Origin of the sequence: Streptomyces sp. NPDC002566, assembly GCF_042889585.1 — a bacterium.
Taxonomy (GTDB): Bacteria; Actinomycetota; Actinomycetes; order Streptomycetales; family Streptomycetaceae; genus Streptomyces.
In genome coordinates this window covers 559,903-573,616 of record NZ_JBIARD010000003.1, presented here as the reverse complement: position 1 = coordinate 573,616, position 13,714 = coordinate 559,903, and the positions used below count along the sequence as shown (strand labels likewise).

The following is a 13,714-nucleotide window of genomic DNA, read 5'->3' as shown; positions in this document are numbered from 1 at the left end:
AAACTTGTTCTAGATTAGCGTCCCGTCGTAGTCTCGCGGGACAGTGCAGGCAGAAGGGGGCCCCGGAGTGACCGCTGAGGCCAGTCAGGCGGGGCCCGCACCGGCCCTAGCCGCGGACGGCGGGCGACCGCTCGACATCGCGCTCCTCACCTACAAGGGAAACCCGTTCTGCGGCGGCCAGGGCGTCTACGTCCGCCACCTCTCGCGCGAACTGGTCCGCCTCGGCCACCGTGTCGAGGTCATCGGCTCCCAGCCCTACCCGGTGCTCGACGCCCTCGACGTCCTCGGTGAGGAGCACGCCGGCCGGCTCTCCCTGACCGAGCTGCCCAGCCTCGACCTCTACCGCCAGCCGGACCCCTTCCGCACCCCCGGACGCGACGAGTACCGCGACTGGATCGACGCGCTGGAGGTCGCCACCATGTGGACCGGCGGCTTCCCCGAGCCGCTGACCTTCTCGCTGCGCGCCCGCCGCCATCTGCGCGCCCGACGCGGCGAGTTCGACGTCGTGCACGACAACCAGACCCTCGGCTACGGGCTGTTGGGCGACGTCGGCGCACCGCTCGTCACCACGATCCACCACCCCATCACCGTCGACCGGCAGTTGGAGCTCGACGCCGCCGAGGGCCTGCAGCGGCGTCTGTCCGTGCGCCGCTGGTACGCGTTCACCCGGATGCAGAAGCGCGTCGCGCGCAGGCTGCCGTCCGTGCTCACCGTCTCCGGCACCTCACGCCAGGAGATAGCCGACCACCTCGGCGTCCGCGGCGAGCGCATCCACGTCGTCCACATCGGCGCCGACACCGACCTGTTCTCCCCCGACCCCTCCGTGCCCGTCGTCCCCGGCCGGATCGTGACCACCTCCAGCGCGGACGTGCCGCTCAAGGGCCTGGTCTTCCTCGTCGAGGCGCTGGCCAAGGTCCGCGCCGAGCACCCGGACGCCCACCTCGTCGTGGTCGGCAAGCGCCCCGAGGAGGGGCCCGTCGCCCAGGCCGTCGAGCGCTACGGCCTCGAAGGCGCCGTCGAGTTCGTCAAAGGCATCTCCGACGCCGAACTCGTCGACCTGGTCCGCTCGGCCGAGGTCGCCTGCGTGCCGTCCCTGTACGAGGGGTTCTCCCTGCCGGCGGCCGAGGCCATGGCGACCGGAACGCCGCTCGTCGCCACCACCGGCGGAGCGATCCCCGAGGTCGCCGGGCGCGACGGGGAGACCTGCCTGGCGGTCGCGCCGGGCGACTCCGAAGCGCTGGCCGCCGCCCTGAGCCGGCTCCTCGGCGACGCCGCACTGCGGGCCCGCCTCGGCGCGGCCGGCCGCGCGCGCGTGCTGGAACGGTTCACCTGGGCGCGGGCCGCCGAGGGAACGGTGGCCCACTACCGCGAGGCCGTCGAACGTGCCGCGGGCGGGCGTCCACCGCGGACCGCCGCCCCCGACCCGACGGCGGCGGTCCGCGCGGCCGGCCCGGGCCGCGCCCCCGCCGCCGAAGCTGTTGACGTTGTATCCGATCGCGAAAGCAGGGCCACGTGCTGACCGTCGACTTCTCCCGGTTCCCGCTCGCCCCGGGCGACCGAGTCCTGGACCTCGGCTGCGGGGCGGGCCGGCACGCCTTCGAGTGCTACCGGCGCGGCGCGCAGGTCGTGGCGCTGGACCAGAACGCCGAGGAGATCCGCGAGGTCGCCAAGTGGTTCGCGGCGATGAAGGAGGCCGGCGAGGCCCCCGAGGGCGCCACCGCCACCGCCATGGAAGGTGACGCGCTCGCGCTGCCGTTCCCCGACGAGTCCTTCGACGTCGTCATCATCTCCGAGGTGATGGAGCACATCCCCGACGACAAGGGCGTGCTCGCCGAGATGGTCCGGGTCCTCAAGCCCGGCGGCCGCATCGCCATCACCGTCCCGCGCTACGGGCCCGAGAAGGTCTGCTGGACGCTGTCCGACGCCTACCACGAGGTCGAGGGCGGCCACATCCGCATCTACAAGGCGGACGAACTGCTCGCCAAGATCCGCGAGGCGGGACTGAAGCCGTACGGCACCCACCACGCGCACGCGCTGCACTCGCCGTACTGGTGGCTCAAGTGCGCGTTCGGCGTCGACAACGACAAGGCGCTGCCGGTGCGCGCGTACCACAAGCTGCTGGTATGGGACATCATGAAGAAGCCGCTGGCCACCCGGGTCGCCGAGCAGGCCCTGAACCCGCTCATCGGCAAGAGCTTCGTGGCCTACGCGACCAAGCCCCACCTCCCGGCGGTGGACGCGCGGTGACCACTCCCCGGACGGAACACCTCGTCCTGCCCGGGGTCCTGACCGCCGGGCAGGCCGCCGCGACCGTCCGCGGCATCCTCGCCGAGCAGCGTCAGGACGGTGCGATCCCGTGGTTCCGGGGCCACCACCTCGACCCCTGGGACCACACCGAGGCCGCCATGGCCCTCGACGCGGCCGGCGAGCACGAGGCGGCCGAGCGGGCCTACGACTGGCTCGCCCGGCACCAGAACGAGGACGGCTCCTGGTACGCCGCCTACGCCGACGGCGACTTCGCCGACGTGACCGACCGGGGCCGGGAGAGCAACTTCGTCGCCTACATAGCCGTCGGCGTGTGGCACCACTACCTGTCCACCGGCGACGACACGTTCCTGGACCGCATGTGGCCGGCCGTCTACGCCGCCGTCGAGTGGGTGCTGGAGCTCCAGCAGCCGGGCGGGCAGATCGGCTGGCGGCGCGACGACGACGGCACGGCGACCGCGGACGCGCTGCTGACCGGGTCGTCCTCCGTGCACCACGCGCTCCGGTGCGCGCTCGCCATCGCCGAGCAGCGTGAAGAGCCGCAGCCCGACTGGGAGTTGGCGGCCGGTGCGCTGCGGCACGCCATCCGGCGGCATCCGGAGCGGTTCCTGGACAAGGGCCGCTACTCCATGGACTGGTACTACCCGGTGCTCGGCGGGGCGTTGACCGGTGCGGAGGCCAAGTCCCGTATCGAGGCGGACTGGGAGCGGTTCGTCGTGCCCGGCCTCGGTGTGCGCTGCGTCGTGCCCAACCCGTGGGTGACGGGCGGTGAGTCGGCCGAACTCGCCCTCGCGCTGTGGGCGATGGGCGAGTCCGACCGGGCCCTGGAGATCCTCCAGTCGATCCAGCACCTGCGGGACGCGGAGTCGGGCCTGTACTGGACGGGGTTCGTCTTCGAGGACCGGGCCGTCTGGCCCGAGGAGTTGACCACCTGGACGGCGGGTTCGCTGCTGCTGGCCGTCGCCGCCCTGGGCGGCCACGAGGCCACCTGCGCGGTGTTCGGCGGAGAGCGACTGCCGACGGGCCTGGCCCCGGACTGCTGCGGCTAGGGCGGGTTTCGAACACGCCCCAGCCCCTCAGTGGCGCTGGACCCGGTTGGCTATGGCGTGGCCCACGAACAGGTACACGACCGCTGCCAGGCCGTAGCCCGCCACCACCCGCGCCCAGGCCTCGTCGAAGGTGAACAGGTCGTGGGACCAGCCGGCCAGCCAGCGGGCCACGTCGTGCACGAACTGCACGAACTCGTTGCCCTGGTTGGCGCCCAGCAGGTACATGAGAATCCACAGGCCCAGGATGAGGGCCATCACGTCGGCCACGACGGCGATGACCGTGCCGGCCTGGTTCGAGCCGTTGCGATATCTGGGAGACATGTACTTCGGTTTGCCGCCCGCCTCCCCGTGAAACCAGGCGCCTACGAGTTGAGTTCGGCCAGCACTTTCAGCGTGTGCGGGTCCGGGGCCACCACCAGCAGGTCCGTCACCGGGCCCTTGCGCCACGTCTCCAGCCGCTCGGCGATCCGTTCGCGCGGGCCGACCAGGGAGATCTCGTCGGCGAACGCGTCGGGGACGGCCAGGACGGCCTCCTCGCGCCGCCCCGCCAGGAACAGTTCCTGGACGCGCCGGGCCTCCTCCTCGTAGCCCATGCGGGCCATCAGGTCGGCGTGGAAGTTGCGGGTGGCGTGGCCCATGCCGCCGATGTAGAACCCGAGCATCGCCTTCACGGGGAGCAGCCCCTCGGCGACGTCGTCGCAGACCAGGGCCCGGGCCAGGGGCGCGACCAGGAAGCCCTCCGGCAGCTCCGCCACCGCCGGCCCGTACGCCTCGGGGCGGTTCGGCGACCAGTACAGCGGCAGCCAGCCGTCGGCGACACGGACGGTCTGGGCCACGTTCTTGGGGCCCTCCGCGCCCAGCAGCACGGGCAGGTCGGCGCGCAGGGGATGGGTGATCGGCTTCAGCGGCTTGCCCAGCCCGGTCGCGTCCGGGCCCCGGTAGGGGTGGGAGTGGAACCGGCCGGCCGTCTGCACGGGCCCGCGCCGGGCGAGGACCTGCCGTACGACGTCGACGTACTCGCGGGTCGCGGTCAGCGGGGAACTCGGGAACGGGCGGCCGTACCAGCCCTCGACGACCTGCGGGCCCGACAGGCCGAGCCCCAGCATCATCCGCCCCCCGGAGAGGTGGTCCAGGGTGAGCGCGTGCATCGCGGTCGTGGTCGGCGAACGGGCCGCCATCTGCGCGACGGCCGTACCCAGCCTGATCCTTGACGTGCGGGCCGCGATCCAGGTGAGCGGGGTGAAGGCGTCCGAGCCCCACGACTCCGCCGTCCACACGGAGTCGTAGCCGAGCCGCTCCGCCTCCAGAGCCAGTTCCACCTGCCCCGGAGAGGGGCCGCGCCCCCAGTAGCCGAGCGCCAGACCGAGCCGCATCACTGCCTCCTGACGGTACGTCAGACGACGGGTGGGAGGCGACTGTACGGCAACGGCCCCCCGCCCGGAAGGGCGAGGGGCCGTGCGTCGCGGTGCGCGGAGGCCGTTCGCGGTCAGCCGCGCTGGATCCCCGAGGTGTCGCGGAGCACGCCGCGGCGGCCGTCCTGGGTCTGCGCGATCAGGCCCTGCGCGCCCTGCTCGACGGCCAAGTACCAGGTGCCCGGAGCCAGTTCGGCGATCGGCGTCGGCGCGCCGTCCTCGGCGAACAGCGGACGCGGCACCGGCACGGCGAACCAGAACGGCGAGAAGTCGGCGGCCGCGGGCTGCGCCGGACCCTGCTGGCCGCCGAACGCCGGCTGACCCGGCTGCTGGCCCTGCTGCGGCGGCTGACCGCCGAACGGCGACTGCTGCGCGCCCGGGTAGCCGTAACCGGCGGGCGGCTGCGCGCCGTAGGGCTGCGGGGCCACCGGCTTCGGCGCGGGGATCAGCGCGCCCTGGAGGGCGGGGACCAGGGGGGTGGCGACGGCCGCGCCGGCCAGGACGAGGGCGGCGATGAAGCCGAGGATGAGACCGGCGCCGGCGTCGACGCTGTCGGGGACGCCGACCAGGGACCAGAAGAACGTCCAGGCGGACAGCAGCGCGAAGCCCGTGCCGACCATGCCGAGGTCCAGCCCGAGCACCTTGCGCTGCTGCGGCATCACACGGTTCAGGACGATCAGGGCGGCGCCGATGACGGCCCCCATGTACGTGCCGAGGCCCGTTCCCAGGCTCTCCCAGGCGTCCTGGCTGCCCGTGTAGCCGGTGACCGAGACGGAGTAGTAGGCGAGGAACGACGAGATGAACAGCAGCACCGCTGCACCGATCACCACGCCGTCGCCTCTAGTGAGGGAGCGGATATTCACTTCAGGTCCTTCGTCAGTCGTCTCGTCGTCGATACTGGCTCGGTAGAGGGACGACATTATCGTCCGCACGATCAGGCTGTCCGCCGGGATCAGCGCGCCGACCACTACCCGCGCAGGAAACTCACGATTCCGTCGGAGATCCCCTGCGCCGCTTTCTGCCGCCAGGCGCCGCTGGTCAGCAGTGCCGCGTCCTTGCTATCGCGCATGTTGCCGCACTCGATGAACACCTTGGGAACCGTTGACAGATTGAGACCGCCCAGGTCCTTACGCGTGACGATGCCGCTGCCGTCGCCGACGTAGTTGGAGGGCGCGGTGCCCGTGGCCCGGCCGAAGCCGGCGGAGACCAGCCGCCCCAGTTCGCGCGAAGGGCCCACGACGGCACGGGTGTCGGCGCCGCCCGCGCGCACCTCGCCCGGGAGGATCACGTGGTAGCCGCGGTTGCCGCTCCCGGAGCCGTCGGCGTGGATGGAGACGACCGCGTCGGCGTGCGCCGCGTTCCCGATCCGGGCCCGCTCGTCCACACACGGCCCGTACGGCCGGTCCGCGTCCTGCGTCAGTTTCACGGTGGCGCCGCGCTGTTGCAGCAGGGCGCGCAGCCGGTGCGCCACGTCCAGGGTGAACGCGGCTTCGCTGTAACCGGAGTTGGTGGAGGTGCCGGTGGTGTCGCACTCCTTGCGGTTGGTGCCGATGTCCACCTGGCGGTTGATCTCCGCGGTGTGCCGGTGGTTGGCGGGATTGTGTCCGGGGTCGATCACGACGACCTTGCCCTCGAGGGGCGTTGCGGCGGACTCAGGTTCGGGCTTGGCGCCGGCGCCGATCCCGCCGTTCGCGGACGTCCCGCCGGACGGGGCGGTCCACCCGCTCGGCGCCGCGCTCTTCACCCGGTCGGGCCCGCCGTCCCGCGGTCCGCCCAGGGCCGCGTACGCCCCCCAGCCCAGCAGCGCCCCGGGCACGACCACGGCGAGCGCCACGGCCGACGCCCGGCGCATGCGGGAGCGGCGGGGGTGCGGGGATTCGAAGTCAGGACCTGCGTAAGACACGCCTGCCACCCTAACGGCCACCCCGGGCCGCCCCGGGGAAGCCGCGGGACGCGAGGCCGGGGCACGGGGCGAGGGTCAAGAGAAGGTCAAAGATTCGTTAGTGTGGCGAAGCATCGGAATAGTTGCCCACGCATACGGGGTTCAGGCTGCACGTATCCCGCGATCCTCACCCGCGCATCCCGTAGCCCACCTCAGGCCGGAGGCCCCGCTCCATGACGCACACACCGACCGACCCACCCCGCCGCGCGGCGAGCGGCGCCCTCGTGCCGGTGCTCGCCTTCGCGGGCATCGTGGTCGCGGTGATGCAGACCCTGCTCGTCCCGGTCATCAAGGACCTGCCGCAACTGCTCGACACCGAACCCAGCGACGCCACGTGGGTGCTCACCTCCACGCTCCTGTCCGGCGCCGTCGCCACGCCGATCATGGGCCGCCTCGGCGACCTGTACGGCAAGCGGCGCATGCTCGTCGCCAGCCTCGCCGTGATGGTCGCGGGCGCGCTGGTCAGCGCGGTCACCAGCGAGCTGATGACGATGATCGCCGGCCGCACCCTCCAGGGCTTCGCGATGGGCGCGATCCCGCTCGGCATCGGCCTGATGCGCGACATGCTGCCCCGCGAGCGGCTCGGCTCCGCCATGGCCCTGATGAGCTCCTCCATCGGCGTCGGCGGCGGCCTCGCGCTGCCCGCCGCCGCCCTGGTCGCCCAGCACGCCGACTGGCACACCCTGTTCTACGGCGCGGCGGGCCTCGGCGCCCTCGCCATCGCCCTCACCCTGATCGTCGTCCCCGAGTCCCCGGCCCGCGCCGCCGGCTCCTTCGACCTGCCCGGCGCGCTCGGCCTCTCCGCCGGCCTCGTGCTGTTCCTGCTGCCGATCACCAAGGGCAGCGACTGGGGCTGGACCTCCGGCACCACGCTCGGCCTGTTCGCCGCCGCCGCCGTCGTCCTCGTCCTGTGGGGCGTGATGGAACTGCGCCTCTCCGCCCCGCTGGTGGACCTGCGCACCACCGCCCGGCCCGCCGTGCTCTTCACCAACCTCGCCTCGATCATGGTCGGCGTCAGCTTCTACGTCGTCTCCCTCGTCCTGCCGCAGCTGCTCCAGCTGCCGAAGAGCACCGGCTACGGCCTCGGCCAGTCGATGGTCGTCGCCGGCCTGCTGGTCGCCCCGCTCGGCCTGACGATGATGTTCACCGCGCCCGTCTACGCCCGTCTGTCCGCCAAGTACGGCCCCAAGGTCACGCTGATCATCGGCATGCTGATCATCGCGATCGGCTACGGCGCCGGCCTCGGCCTGATGAGCGCCGCCTGGCAGAGCCTCGTCATCGCGGTCGTCCTCGGCGCCGGCATCGGCCTCGCCTACTCCTCGCTGCCCGCGCTGATCGTCGGCGCGGTCCCCGCCTCCGAGACCGGCGCGGCCAACGGCCTCAACACGCTCATGCGGTCCATCGGCACCTCCGTGTCCAGCGCCGTCGTCGGCATGGTGCTCGCCAACACCGCGAACACCGTGAACGGCGTCGCGATCCCCACCCTCCACGGCTTCCGCGTCTCCTTCCTGATCGCCACCGCCGCCGTCGCCGTCGGCCTGCTCCTCGCCCTCCTCCTGCCCGGCCGCACCCCGGCCGCCGCCGAGCCGCGACTGCGCGCCAGCAGCGAGGAGGACGCCAACCTGGAGCGCGCCGAGGAGGCCCTGCGGGGCTTCCACGGCCGGGTCCTCGACGCCGGCGGCGCACCGGTCGCCGGCGCCCGGGTCACCCTCATCGACCCGCGCGGCCGCCGCGCCGGCTCGGCCCTGTCCGGCGACGACGGCGGCTACGTCATCGCCGTCCCGGCCCAGGGCGCGTACGTCCTCGCCGCGAAGGCCTCCGGCCACGGTCCCCTCGCCTCCGCGGTGACGCACGGGGGCGACGAGCGGGCCGTGGGCCTGGATCTGTCGCTGCCCGGCGAGACGGTGACCGCTTGACGCCGAATGAGCTGCCTGGCCCGGGCGTTCGGCGGGTGCGGGCATCGCTGTGGCTGGTCGCGCAGTTCCCGGCGCCCCTGCGGCGTGCTCCCCACGCACCCCCGGTCCGAACGCCGGCCGGGGGTGCGGCAGCATGGGGCGGCACACGTACGCACGACCGAAGAGGAGCCCCATGACCGCGGCGCCCGAGCCCGAGATCCTGGCCGCGTTCGAGGCCGCGAAGGGATTCATGCCCGTGGACGAGGGGCTGGCGCTGTACGCGGCGGCCGTGGACGCGGGCGCGCTCGGACTGCCGCTGCTCGAAGTCGGCACCTACTGCGGGCGCTCCACGGTCCTGCTCGCCGACGCCGCCCGCCGGGCCGGCGTCCCCGCGCTCACCGTCGACCACCACCGCGGCAGCGAGGAGCAGCAGCCCGGCTGGGACTACCACGACCCCGGCACCGTCGACCCCGAGCTGGGCCTGATGGACACCCTGCCCGCCTTCCGCCGCACCCTGCACCGGGCCGGCCTGGAGGAGCACGTGGTGGCGCTGGTCGGCCGCTCGCCGCAGATCGCCGCGTTCTGGAACTCGCCCCTGGGCCTCGTCTTCGTCGACGGCGGCCACACCGACGAGCACGCGAACGCCGACTACGACGGCTGGGCCCCGCACGTCGCCGACGGGGGCCTCCTCGTCATCCACGACGTCTTCCCGCACCCGGAGGACGAGTTCACCGGCCAGGCCCCCTACCGCGTCTATCTGCGCGCCCTGGAGTCCGGGGCCTTCACGGAGATCTCCGACACGGGCTCGCTGCGCGTGCTGCGGCGCACGGGCGCGGGGATCTGAAACGACCACGGGAACGGCCCCCACATCCCGGTGGTACGAGGATGCGGGGGCCGTTCGCGCTCACCTGCGCGGTGTGGTCCTACTCGCCGGCGCCGCGCCTGCGCTTGATCCAGACGAGTGCCGCGCCGGCGGCCAGGAGAGCCGCGGCGAGCCCGGCGATCGTCAGGACCTGGGTGCCGGTGTCGGCCAGGCTGCCGTCCGTGTCGCCTCCGCCGGTTCCTCCGGTGGGCAGGGGGGTGTGACCGCCGTTGCCGGACGGGGCCGGCGCCGGGGTGTGGGAGGGGGCCGGCGATCCGGTGGGCTGGTCGGTCGGCTTGCCCGTGGGCTTGCCGGTCGGGCTGGGCGACGGGCCGGGGCCGGGCTCGCCGCCGCCGGGCTGACCGCTGTTGTCGCCGCCCATCACCGTGACACCGGTCGCCTGGTAGTCGAGGGCCTCATGGCGCGAACCCTTGGTGACGGAGGGCAGGTTGGGCTTCTCGGCCTGGAAGCGGGCCTTGCTGACCTTCTCCTGGGGCTGCTGGGTCAGGTCGACGCCGCCGACCGTGTAGACCCAGATCTCGCCGCCGACGGGGATCTCGTACTTGAAGTCGCCCTCGGTGAACGACCGCTTCATCTCCTTCCAGACGGTCATCTTGTCCCAGGCGGCGTTCTTGCCGCGCAGCGGCCAGCGCTTCACCTGGTTACGGTCGATGATGCCCGCGAAGGAGCCGCCGAACGCCTTCTTGTCCCGGGCGACGGTCTGGCGGACGTACTCGGCGGCGATCCGGGCCTTGTAGACGCGCCGCAGGTCGGCGTACTTGGCGTCCTCGTTGACCTGCTTCTGGACCACCGGCAGGATCGTCCGCCCGTAGACGTCCATGTTGTGGGCGGTCTGCTCCTTGGTCAGGGTGCAGGGCATCCCGCCGCCGGGGCCGGGGGTGTTGTACTCCTGGGCGACGCTCTTCACCTCGAGCGGAGCGCTGAGGATGTAGGCGCCGTCGTCCTCGATGCGGACCTCGGCCTTCTTCGGGACGATCCAGTTGCGGGTGGAGCCCATGCAGGGCTTGCCGTCGACCTTCGTGATCTGGTCCCAGAACCGTTTCCCCGCGTCGGTCTTCGGGTCCTCGGCGCGACCGAAGTCCCGCTTCATCTCCATGTCGGCCTCGAGCAGGATCCGGCCGGCGTCGGTCTTGTCGAACGGCGCTTTCATGATCGTGTTCGGGTCGTCCGGGTTGAGGTTGACCCAGAAGTGGTCGGGGGTCAGAGCGAGCCAGGTGAAGAAGGCGTCAGAGATGAGCTGGGCCTTCTCCTGGCCTCCGTAGCCCGGTGCGCTCTCCTCGTCGGCGTTCTTCGCGCTGAAGGAGTAGGAGAGGTTCCCGGTCTTCGTCTGCCCGATGTAGGAGATGTCGAGGGTGGAGAAGTCGACGCCGCCGGGGCCGCGCAGGCTGTTGCCGGGCTGCTGGATCAGGCCCCGGGCTCGTTCGATCTGACGGCGGGCGTCCTCGGGGGTGGGCGCGGACCGGCGGGCCATGTCGCCGCCGGAGCCGAAGGAGGGCCGGTTCGGGTCCGGCGTCATCAACTGATTGCTGTTGGGGGTGTACTTGCCGACGGTGAACCGTGGGTTCGGCGTGGCGGCGTGCCGGTAGTGCTGCACGCCGGCGGCCCGGTACTTCTCGATCGTCTTCGCGTCGGGCTCCTGCCCGTTGATGTAGACGACCCTCCAGCCCCGGCGGACGAGCTCGGCGTCGATCTTCAACTGCCGGGCGTCGTAGCCGATCCCGGACTTGATCTCGTAGACGGTCCTGGTGCGCTGGTTGACCGCGTCGAAGACCCGGCCGTCCTTCATCACGTCCTTGCCGAGGGTCCGCTCGAGGTCCTTGTACAGGTTCGGGTTGAGGTCGCGGAGGTTCTTCTGGCAGATCCAGTCCACGCCGCCGAGGTCGAAGTACTTCACCACCTCGGACTCGAAGGCGTTGCCGCGCTTGTTGTTGCCCTCGTTGCGGGAGTAGACGTTGTTCAGCCACTCGTTGAAGGTGCCCGCGTAGGGCTTGGCTCCGGCCTGGTTCTGCCGCCAGGTCGTGACGGCGTTCTCGGGCGTCCCCCAGGCGTACTTCTTCGGGTCGTTCCCGGCCGGCAGGTCGATCAGACCCGGGTCGGTGAGCGCCTCGAAGCCCTTGGCGAGGTGGTCGTAGCCGTAGAAGCGGTCCTCGGCGTTCGGCGTCTTCCACTGGTTCGCGCCGGCGGGTCGGTAGCCGGGCAGCTTGTACGTCGGCGGCGGCGTCGCGCTCGTGCCGTACTTGTCCATGCAGCGGCCCAGCATCGGCTTCGGCGGTGCGGCGTCGGCGCTGTCGCGGACGCCGGGCAGCGGACCGGCGACCAGCACGGTCGCGCCGATCGCGACGATCGCCGCCCGCATCCTGAACCAGCCGCGTACGCGTATCGCAGAATGCATGTGTCTGTCCCTCGTGGGGGCGGATCTGAACCCCTGTGCGCAGGGCGAGGGTAGGCAACGGGGCGGTGGACAGCCCCCGTTGATGCCACCGCCTGCCCGGCACACTAGCGGCTGACGACCCGTCGAACACAGGAGTTGCACAGGCAAGCCGTGCAACAAACACGCATCGGTGAAACCCACTTGGTCTCGCCGCGGGTCCGCGGCCTACGCTTGCCGACCATGACCGCCGACGCGCATCCGCCCGCTCACGAGCAGCTTCTCGAACGGTGGCTGGACGATCTGCAGGTGCTGGCCGCACGGCTCCAACAGGTCCATCTTCCGGGCGACTTCCCCTTCGACTACACGCCCGCCTCGCTGGCCGAGCTCGAACACGAACTGCTCGACGAGGACCCCGACGACGGCTTCCGCCGGGCCGCGACCGCCTACCTCGGGGAAGTCCTGATGGACGTCTGCGGCGGCCGGTGGGACGTCGACCCCGACACGGGAGGCGAGGACGGCGATCCGCTCGTCCGCCCCGACCCCGCGCTCGGCCTGCCCCCGCTGTCCGTCGGAGTCCTCATCGACGTCGCTCTCGCCGAACGCTCCGGCGAGGTGTTCACCCGCGAACGGGAACGACTCGCCGACGCCGTGTCCGGCCTGCGCCGCACCGCCCCCGGCTGGGAGCCCGTCAAGGAGCGCTCCCCCCTGGACCCGATCGGCCCCCAGCCCGTGGACGACTGGCTCCGGCGGTGGCTCGCCGACCGGCAGGCCGCCCACCCCGACTGGGTGCGGCAGCTGACCGGGGCCGGGGAGACGCGGGAGTGGGACTTCTCCCCGGACAGCCTGGACGCCCTGGAACGACAGGTGCGCGGCCGGTACCGCACCCTCGCCGACTTCGACGCGGACCGGGAGGGGCCGTTCCTCCAGGGCGCCGTCTGGTACCTGGGACAGGTCATCTGCCTGCACCACGACAGCACTTGGGTGCACTGGGCGATCGAGCCCGACGCCCCGCGCGGCAGCCACCACCACGCCGACAACCCCTGGTCCGGCATCCCCTTCACCCACCAGCCCCACAGACGCCAGGCCCACCCCTGCGACCCCCTCGACATGCTGCGCGGCCTCGTCCGCTACGGCACCGCTCACCGCCTGGCCGGCCTCGTCTCCGAGATCTAGGACGGGCGGCGGAACTCAGAGCCAGCCCTGTTGACGTGCCTCCCGCATCGCCTCCATGCGGTTGCGGGTGCCCGTCTTGCCGATGGCCGAGGAGAGGTAGTTGCGGACCGTGGACTCCGACAGGTGCAGCCCGGCCGCGATGTCGGCCACGGTCGCGCCGTCCACGCAGGCCTTGAGGACGTCGCACTCGCGGCCCGTCAGCGGACTGGGCCCGGCGCTGAGCGCGGCGGCGGCCAGCGCCGGGTCGACGACCGTCTCGCCGGTGAGCACCCGGCGGACCGCCGCCGCCAGCTCCTCCACCGGCCCGTCCTTGACCAGGAACCCGGCGGCCCCCGCCTCCATGGCCCGGCGCAGATAGCCGGGCCGGCCGAAGGTGGTCAGGATCAGCACCCGGCAGTCGGGCGCCTGCGCGCGCAGTTCGGCGGCGGCGTCCAGGCCGCTCATGCCCGGCAGTTCGATGTCGAGGAGCGCGACGTCCGGACGGTGAACGAGGGCCGCGTCCACGATCGCGTCCCCGGCGCCCACCTGCGCCACGACCTCGATGTCCGGCTCCAGCCCCAGCAGCAGGGCCAGCGCCCCGCGCAGCATTCCCTGGTCCTCCGCCAGCAGCACCCGGATCGACTTGCCGGGGCGGTGGTCACGGGGCATCTCGTTCACGGGCCAAGCGTAGGACCGCCCGCCGGGCACGGCACCGGTCATGGCACACATCGCCCGGACCTCCGGC

Annotated in this window: 12 protein-coding genes; 6 read left to right on the top strand and 6 right to left on the bottom strand. The window is 72.4% G+C overall.

The window, feature by feature from the left end; genetic code table 11:
• Positions 1-67 precede the first annotated feature (67 nt).
• Genes ACFYXA_RS15375 through ACFYXA_RS15365 form a run of 3 tightly spaced genes read left to right on the top strand, consistent with a single transcriptional unit; the run spans position 68 to position 3,314 of the window.
• A complete protein-coding gene (locus tag ACFYXA_RS15375) occupies positions 68-1,519 on the top strand; it encodes a glycosyltransferase family 4 protein (RefSeq protein ID WP_389032712.1) in 1,452 nt (483 codons plus the stop codon).
• Positions 1,513-2,247: a class I SAM-dependent methyltransferase gene (locus tag ACFYXA_RS15370; protein WP_351097942.1), complete on the top strand. Its 735-nt coding sequence runs from the start codon at positions 1,513-1,515 to the stop codon at positions 2,245-2,247. Before ACFYXA_RS15375 ends, ACFYXA_RS15370 begins: the two co-directional genes overlap by 7 nt.
• The gene (locus tag ACFYXA_RS15365) at positions 2,244-3,314 is read left to right on the top strand and encodes a prenyltransferase (protein ID WP_389032707.1); all 1,071 of its coding nucleotides are present in this window, start codon (positions 2,244-2,246) and stop codon (positions 3,312-3,314) included. Before ACFYXA_RS15370 ends, ACFYXA_RS15365 begins: the two co-directional genes overlap by 4 nt.
• A gap of 27 nt (positions 3,315-3,341) precedes the next feature.
• Here the strand turns inward: ACFYXA_RS15365 and ACFYXA_RS15360 are convergent, their stop codons facing one another.
• The 4 genes from ACFYXA_RS15360 to ACFYXA_RS15345 all read right to left on the bottom strand — a co-directional run bounded on the left by ACFYXA_RS15360 (position 3,342) and on the right by ACFYXA_RS15345 (position 6,629).
• Positions 3,342-3,635, bottom strand: coding sequence for a hypothetical protein (locus tag ACFYXA_RS15360; protein WP_130437023.1), 294 nt, complete (start codon positions 3,633-3,635; stop codon positions 3,342-3,344).
• Positions 3,636-3,676: 41 nt separating this feature from the next.
• The gene (locus ACFYXA_RS15355) at positions 3,677-4,687 is read right to left on the bottom strand and encodes an LLM class F420-dependent oxidoreductase (protein ID WP_389032704.1); all 1,011 of its coding nucleotides are present in this window, start codon (positions 4,685-4,687) and stop codon (positions 3,677-3,679) included.
• 113 nt (positions 4,688-4,800) lie between these two features.
• Positions 4,801-5,556, bottom strand: coding sequence for a hypothetical protein (locus ACFYXA_RS15350; protein WP_389032701.1), 756 nt, complete (start codon positions 5,554-5,556; stop codon positions 4,801-4,803).
• Between the two features lie 137 nt (positions 5,557-5,693).
• The gene (locus ACFYXA_RS15345) at positions 5,694-6,629 is read right to left on the bottom strand and encodes an N-acetylmuramoyl-L-alanine amidase (RefSeq protein ID WP_389032698.1); all 936 of its coding nucleotides are present in this window, start codon (positions 6,627-6,629) and stop codon (positions 5,694-5,696) included.
• A 212-nt stretch (positions 6,630-6,841) separates the two neighbouring features.
• Between ACFYXA_RS15345 and ACFYXA_RS15340 the strand changes: the two genes are divergently transcribed.
• Both ACFYXA_RS15340 and ACFYXA_RS15335 read left to right on the top strand, forming a co-directional pair.
• Complete coding sequence (locus tag ACFYXA_RS15340; protein WP_389032695.1) at positions 6,842-8,584, top strand: MFS transporter; 1,743 nt, start codon at positions 6,842-6,844, stop codon at positions 8,582-8,584.
• A 172-nt stretch (positions 8,585-8,756) separates the two neighbouring features.
• Entirely contained in the window at positions 8,757-9,407 is a 651-nt protein-coding gene (locus ACFYXA_RS15335) for a class I SAM-dependent methyltransferase (RefSeq protein ID WP_389032693.1), read from the top strand.
• Positions 9,408-9,486: 79 nt separating this feature from the next.
• On the opposite strand, the gene ACFYXA_RS15330 is transcribed toward ACFYXA_RS15335, so the two are convergent.
• A complete protein-coding gene (locus tag ACFYXA_RS15330; protein WP_389032690.1) occupies positions 9,487-11,838 on the bottom strand; it encodes an LPXTG cell wall anchor domain-containing protein in 2,352 nt (783 codons plus the stop codon).
• Between the two features lie 219 nt (positions 11,839-12,057).
• Between ACFYXA_RS15330 and ACFYXA_RS15325 the strand changes: the two genes are divergently transcribed.
• Positions 12,058-12,990 (top strand): hypothetical protein, encoded by a 933-nt coding sequence (locus ACFYXA_RS15325; RefSeq protein ID WP_389032687.1) that lies wholly within the window; start codon positions 12,058-12,060, stop codon positions 12,988-12,990.
• A 15-nt stretch (positions 12,991-13,005) separates the two neighbouring features.
• Here ACFYXA_RS15325 and ACFYXA_RS15320 read toward each other — a convergent pair whose 3' ends face one another.
• Positions 13,006-13,638 carry a response regulator gene (locus ACFYXA_RS15320; RefSeq protein ID WP_389033416.1) on the bottom strand — a complete coding sequence of 211 codons (633 nt, stop codon included), beginning with the start codon at positions 13,636-13,638 and terminating at the stop codon, positions 13,006-13,008.
• Positions 13,639-13,714: the final 76 nt, after the last annotated feature.

Coding starts and splice junctions, on each gene's coding strand:
- ACFYXA_RS15360 (WP_130437023.1), bottom strand. CDS start 3,635: ATGTCTCCCAGATATCGCAACGGCTCGAACCAGGCCGGCACGGTCATC.
- ACFYXA_RS15355 (WP_389032704.1), bottom strand. CDS start 4,687: ATGCGGCTCGGTCTGGCGCTCGGCTACTGGGGGCGCGGCCCCTCTCCG.
- ACFYXA_RS15340 (WP_389032695.1), top strand. CDS start 6,842: ATGACGCACACACCGACCGACCCACCCCGCCGCGCGGCGAGCGGCGCC.
- ACFYXA_RS15335 (WP_389032693.1), top strand. CDS start 8,757: ATGACCGCGGCGCCCGAGCCCGAGATCCTGGCCGCGTTCGAGGCCGCG.
- ACFYXA_RS15330 (WP_389032690.1), bottom strand. CDS start 11,838: ATGCATTCTGCGATACGCGTACGCGGCTGGTTCAGGATGCGGGCGGCG.
- ACFYXA_RS15325 (WP_389032687.1), top strand. CDS start 12,058: ATGACCGCCGACGCGCATCCGCCCGCTCACGAGCAGCTTCTCGAACGG.
- ACFYXA_RS15320 (WP_389033416.1), bottom strand. CDS start 13,638: ATGCCCCGTGACCACCGCCCCGGCAAGTCGATCCGGGTGCTGCTGGCG.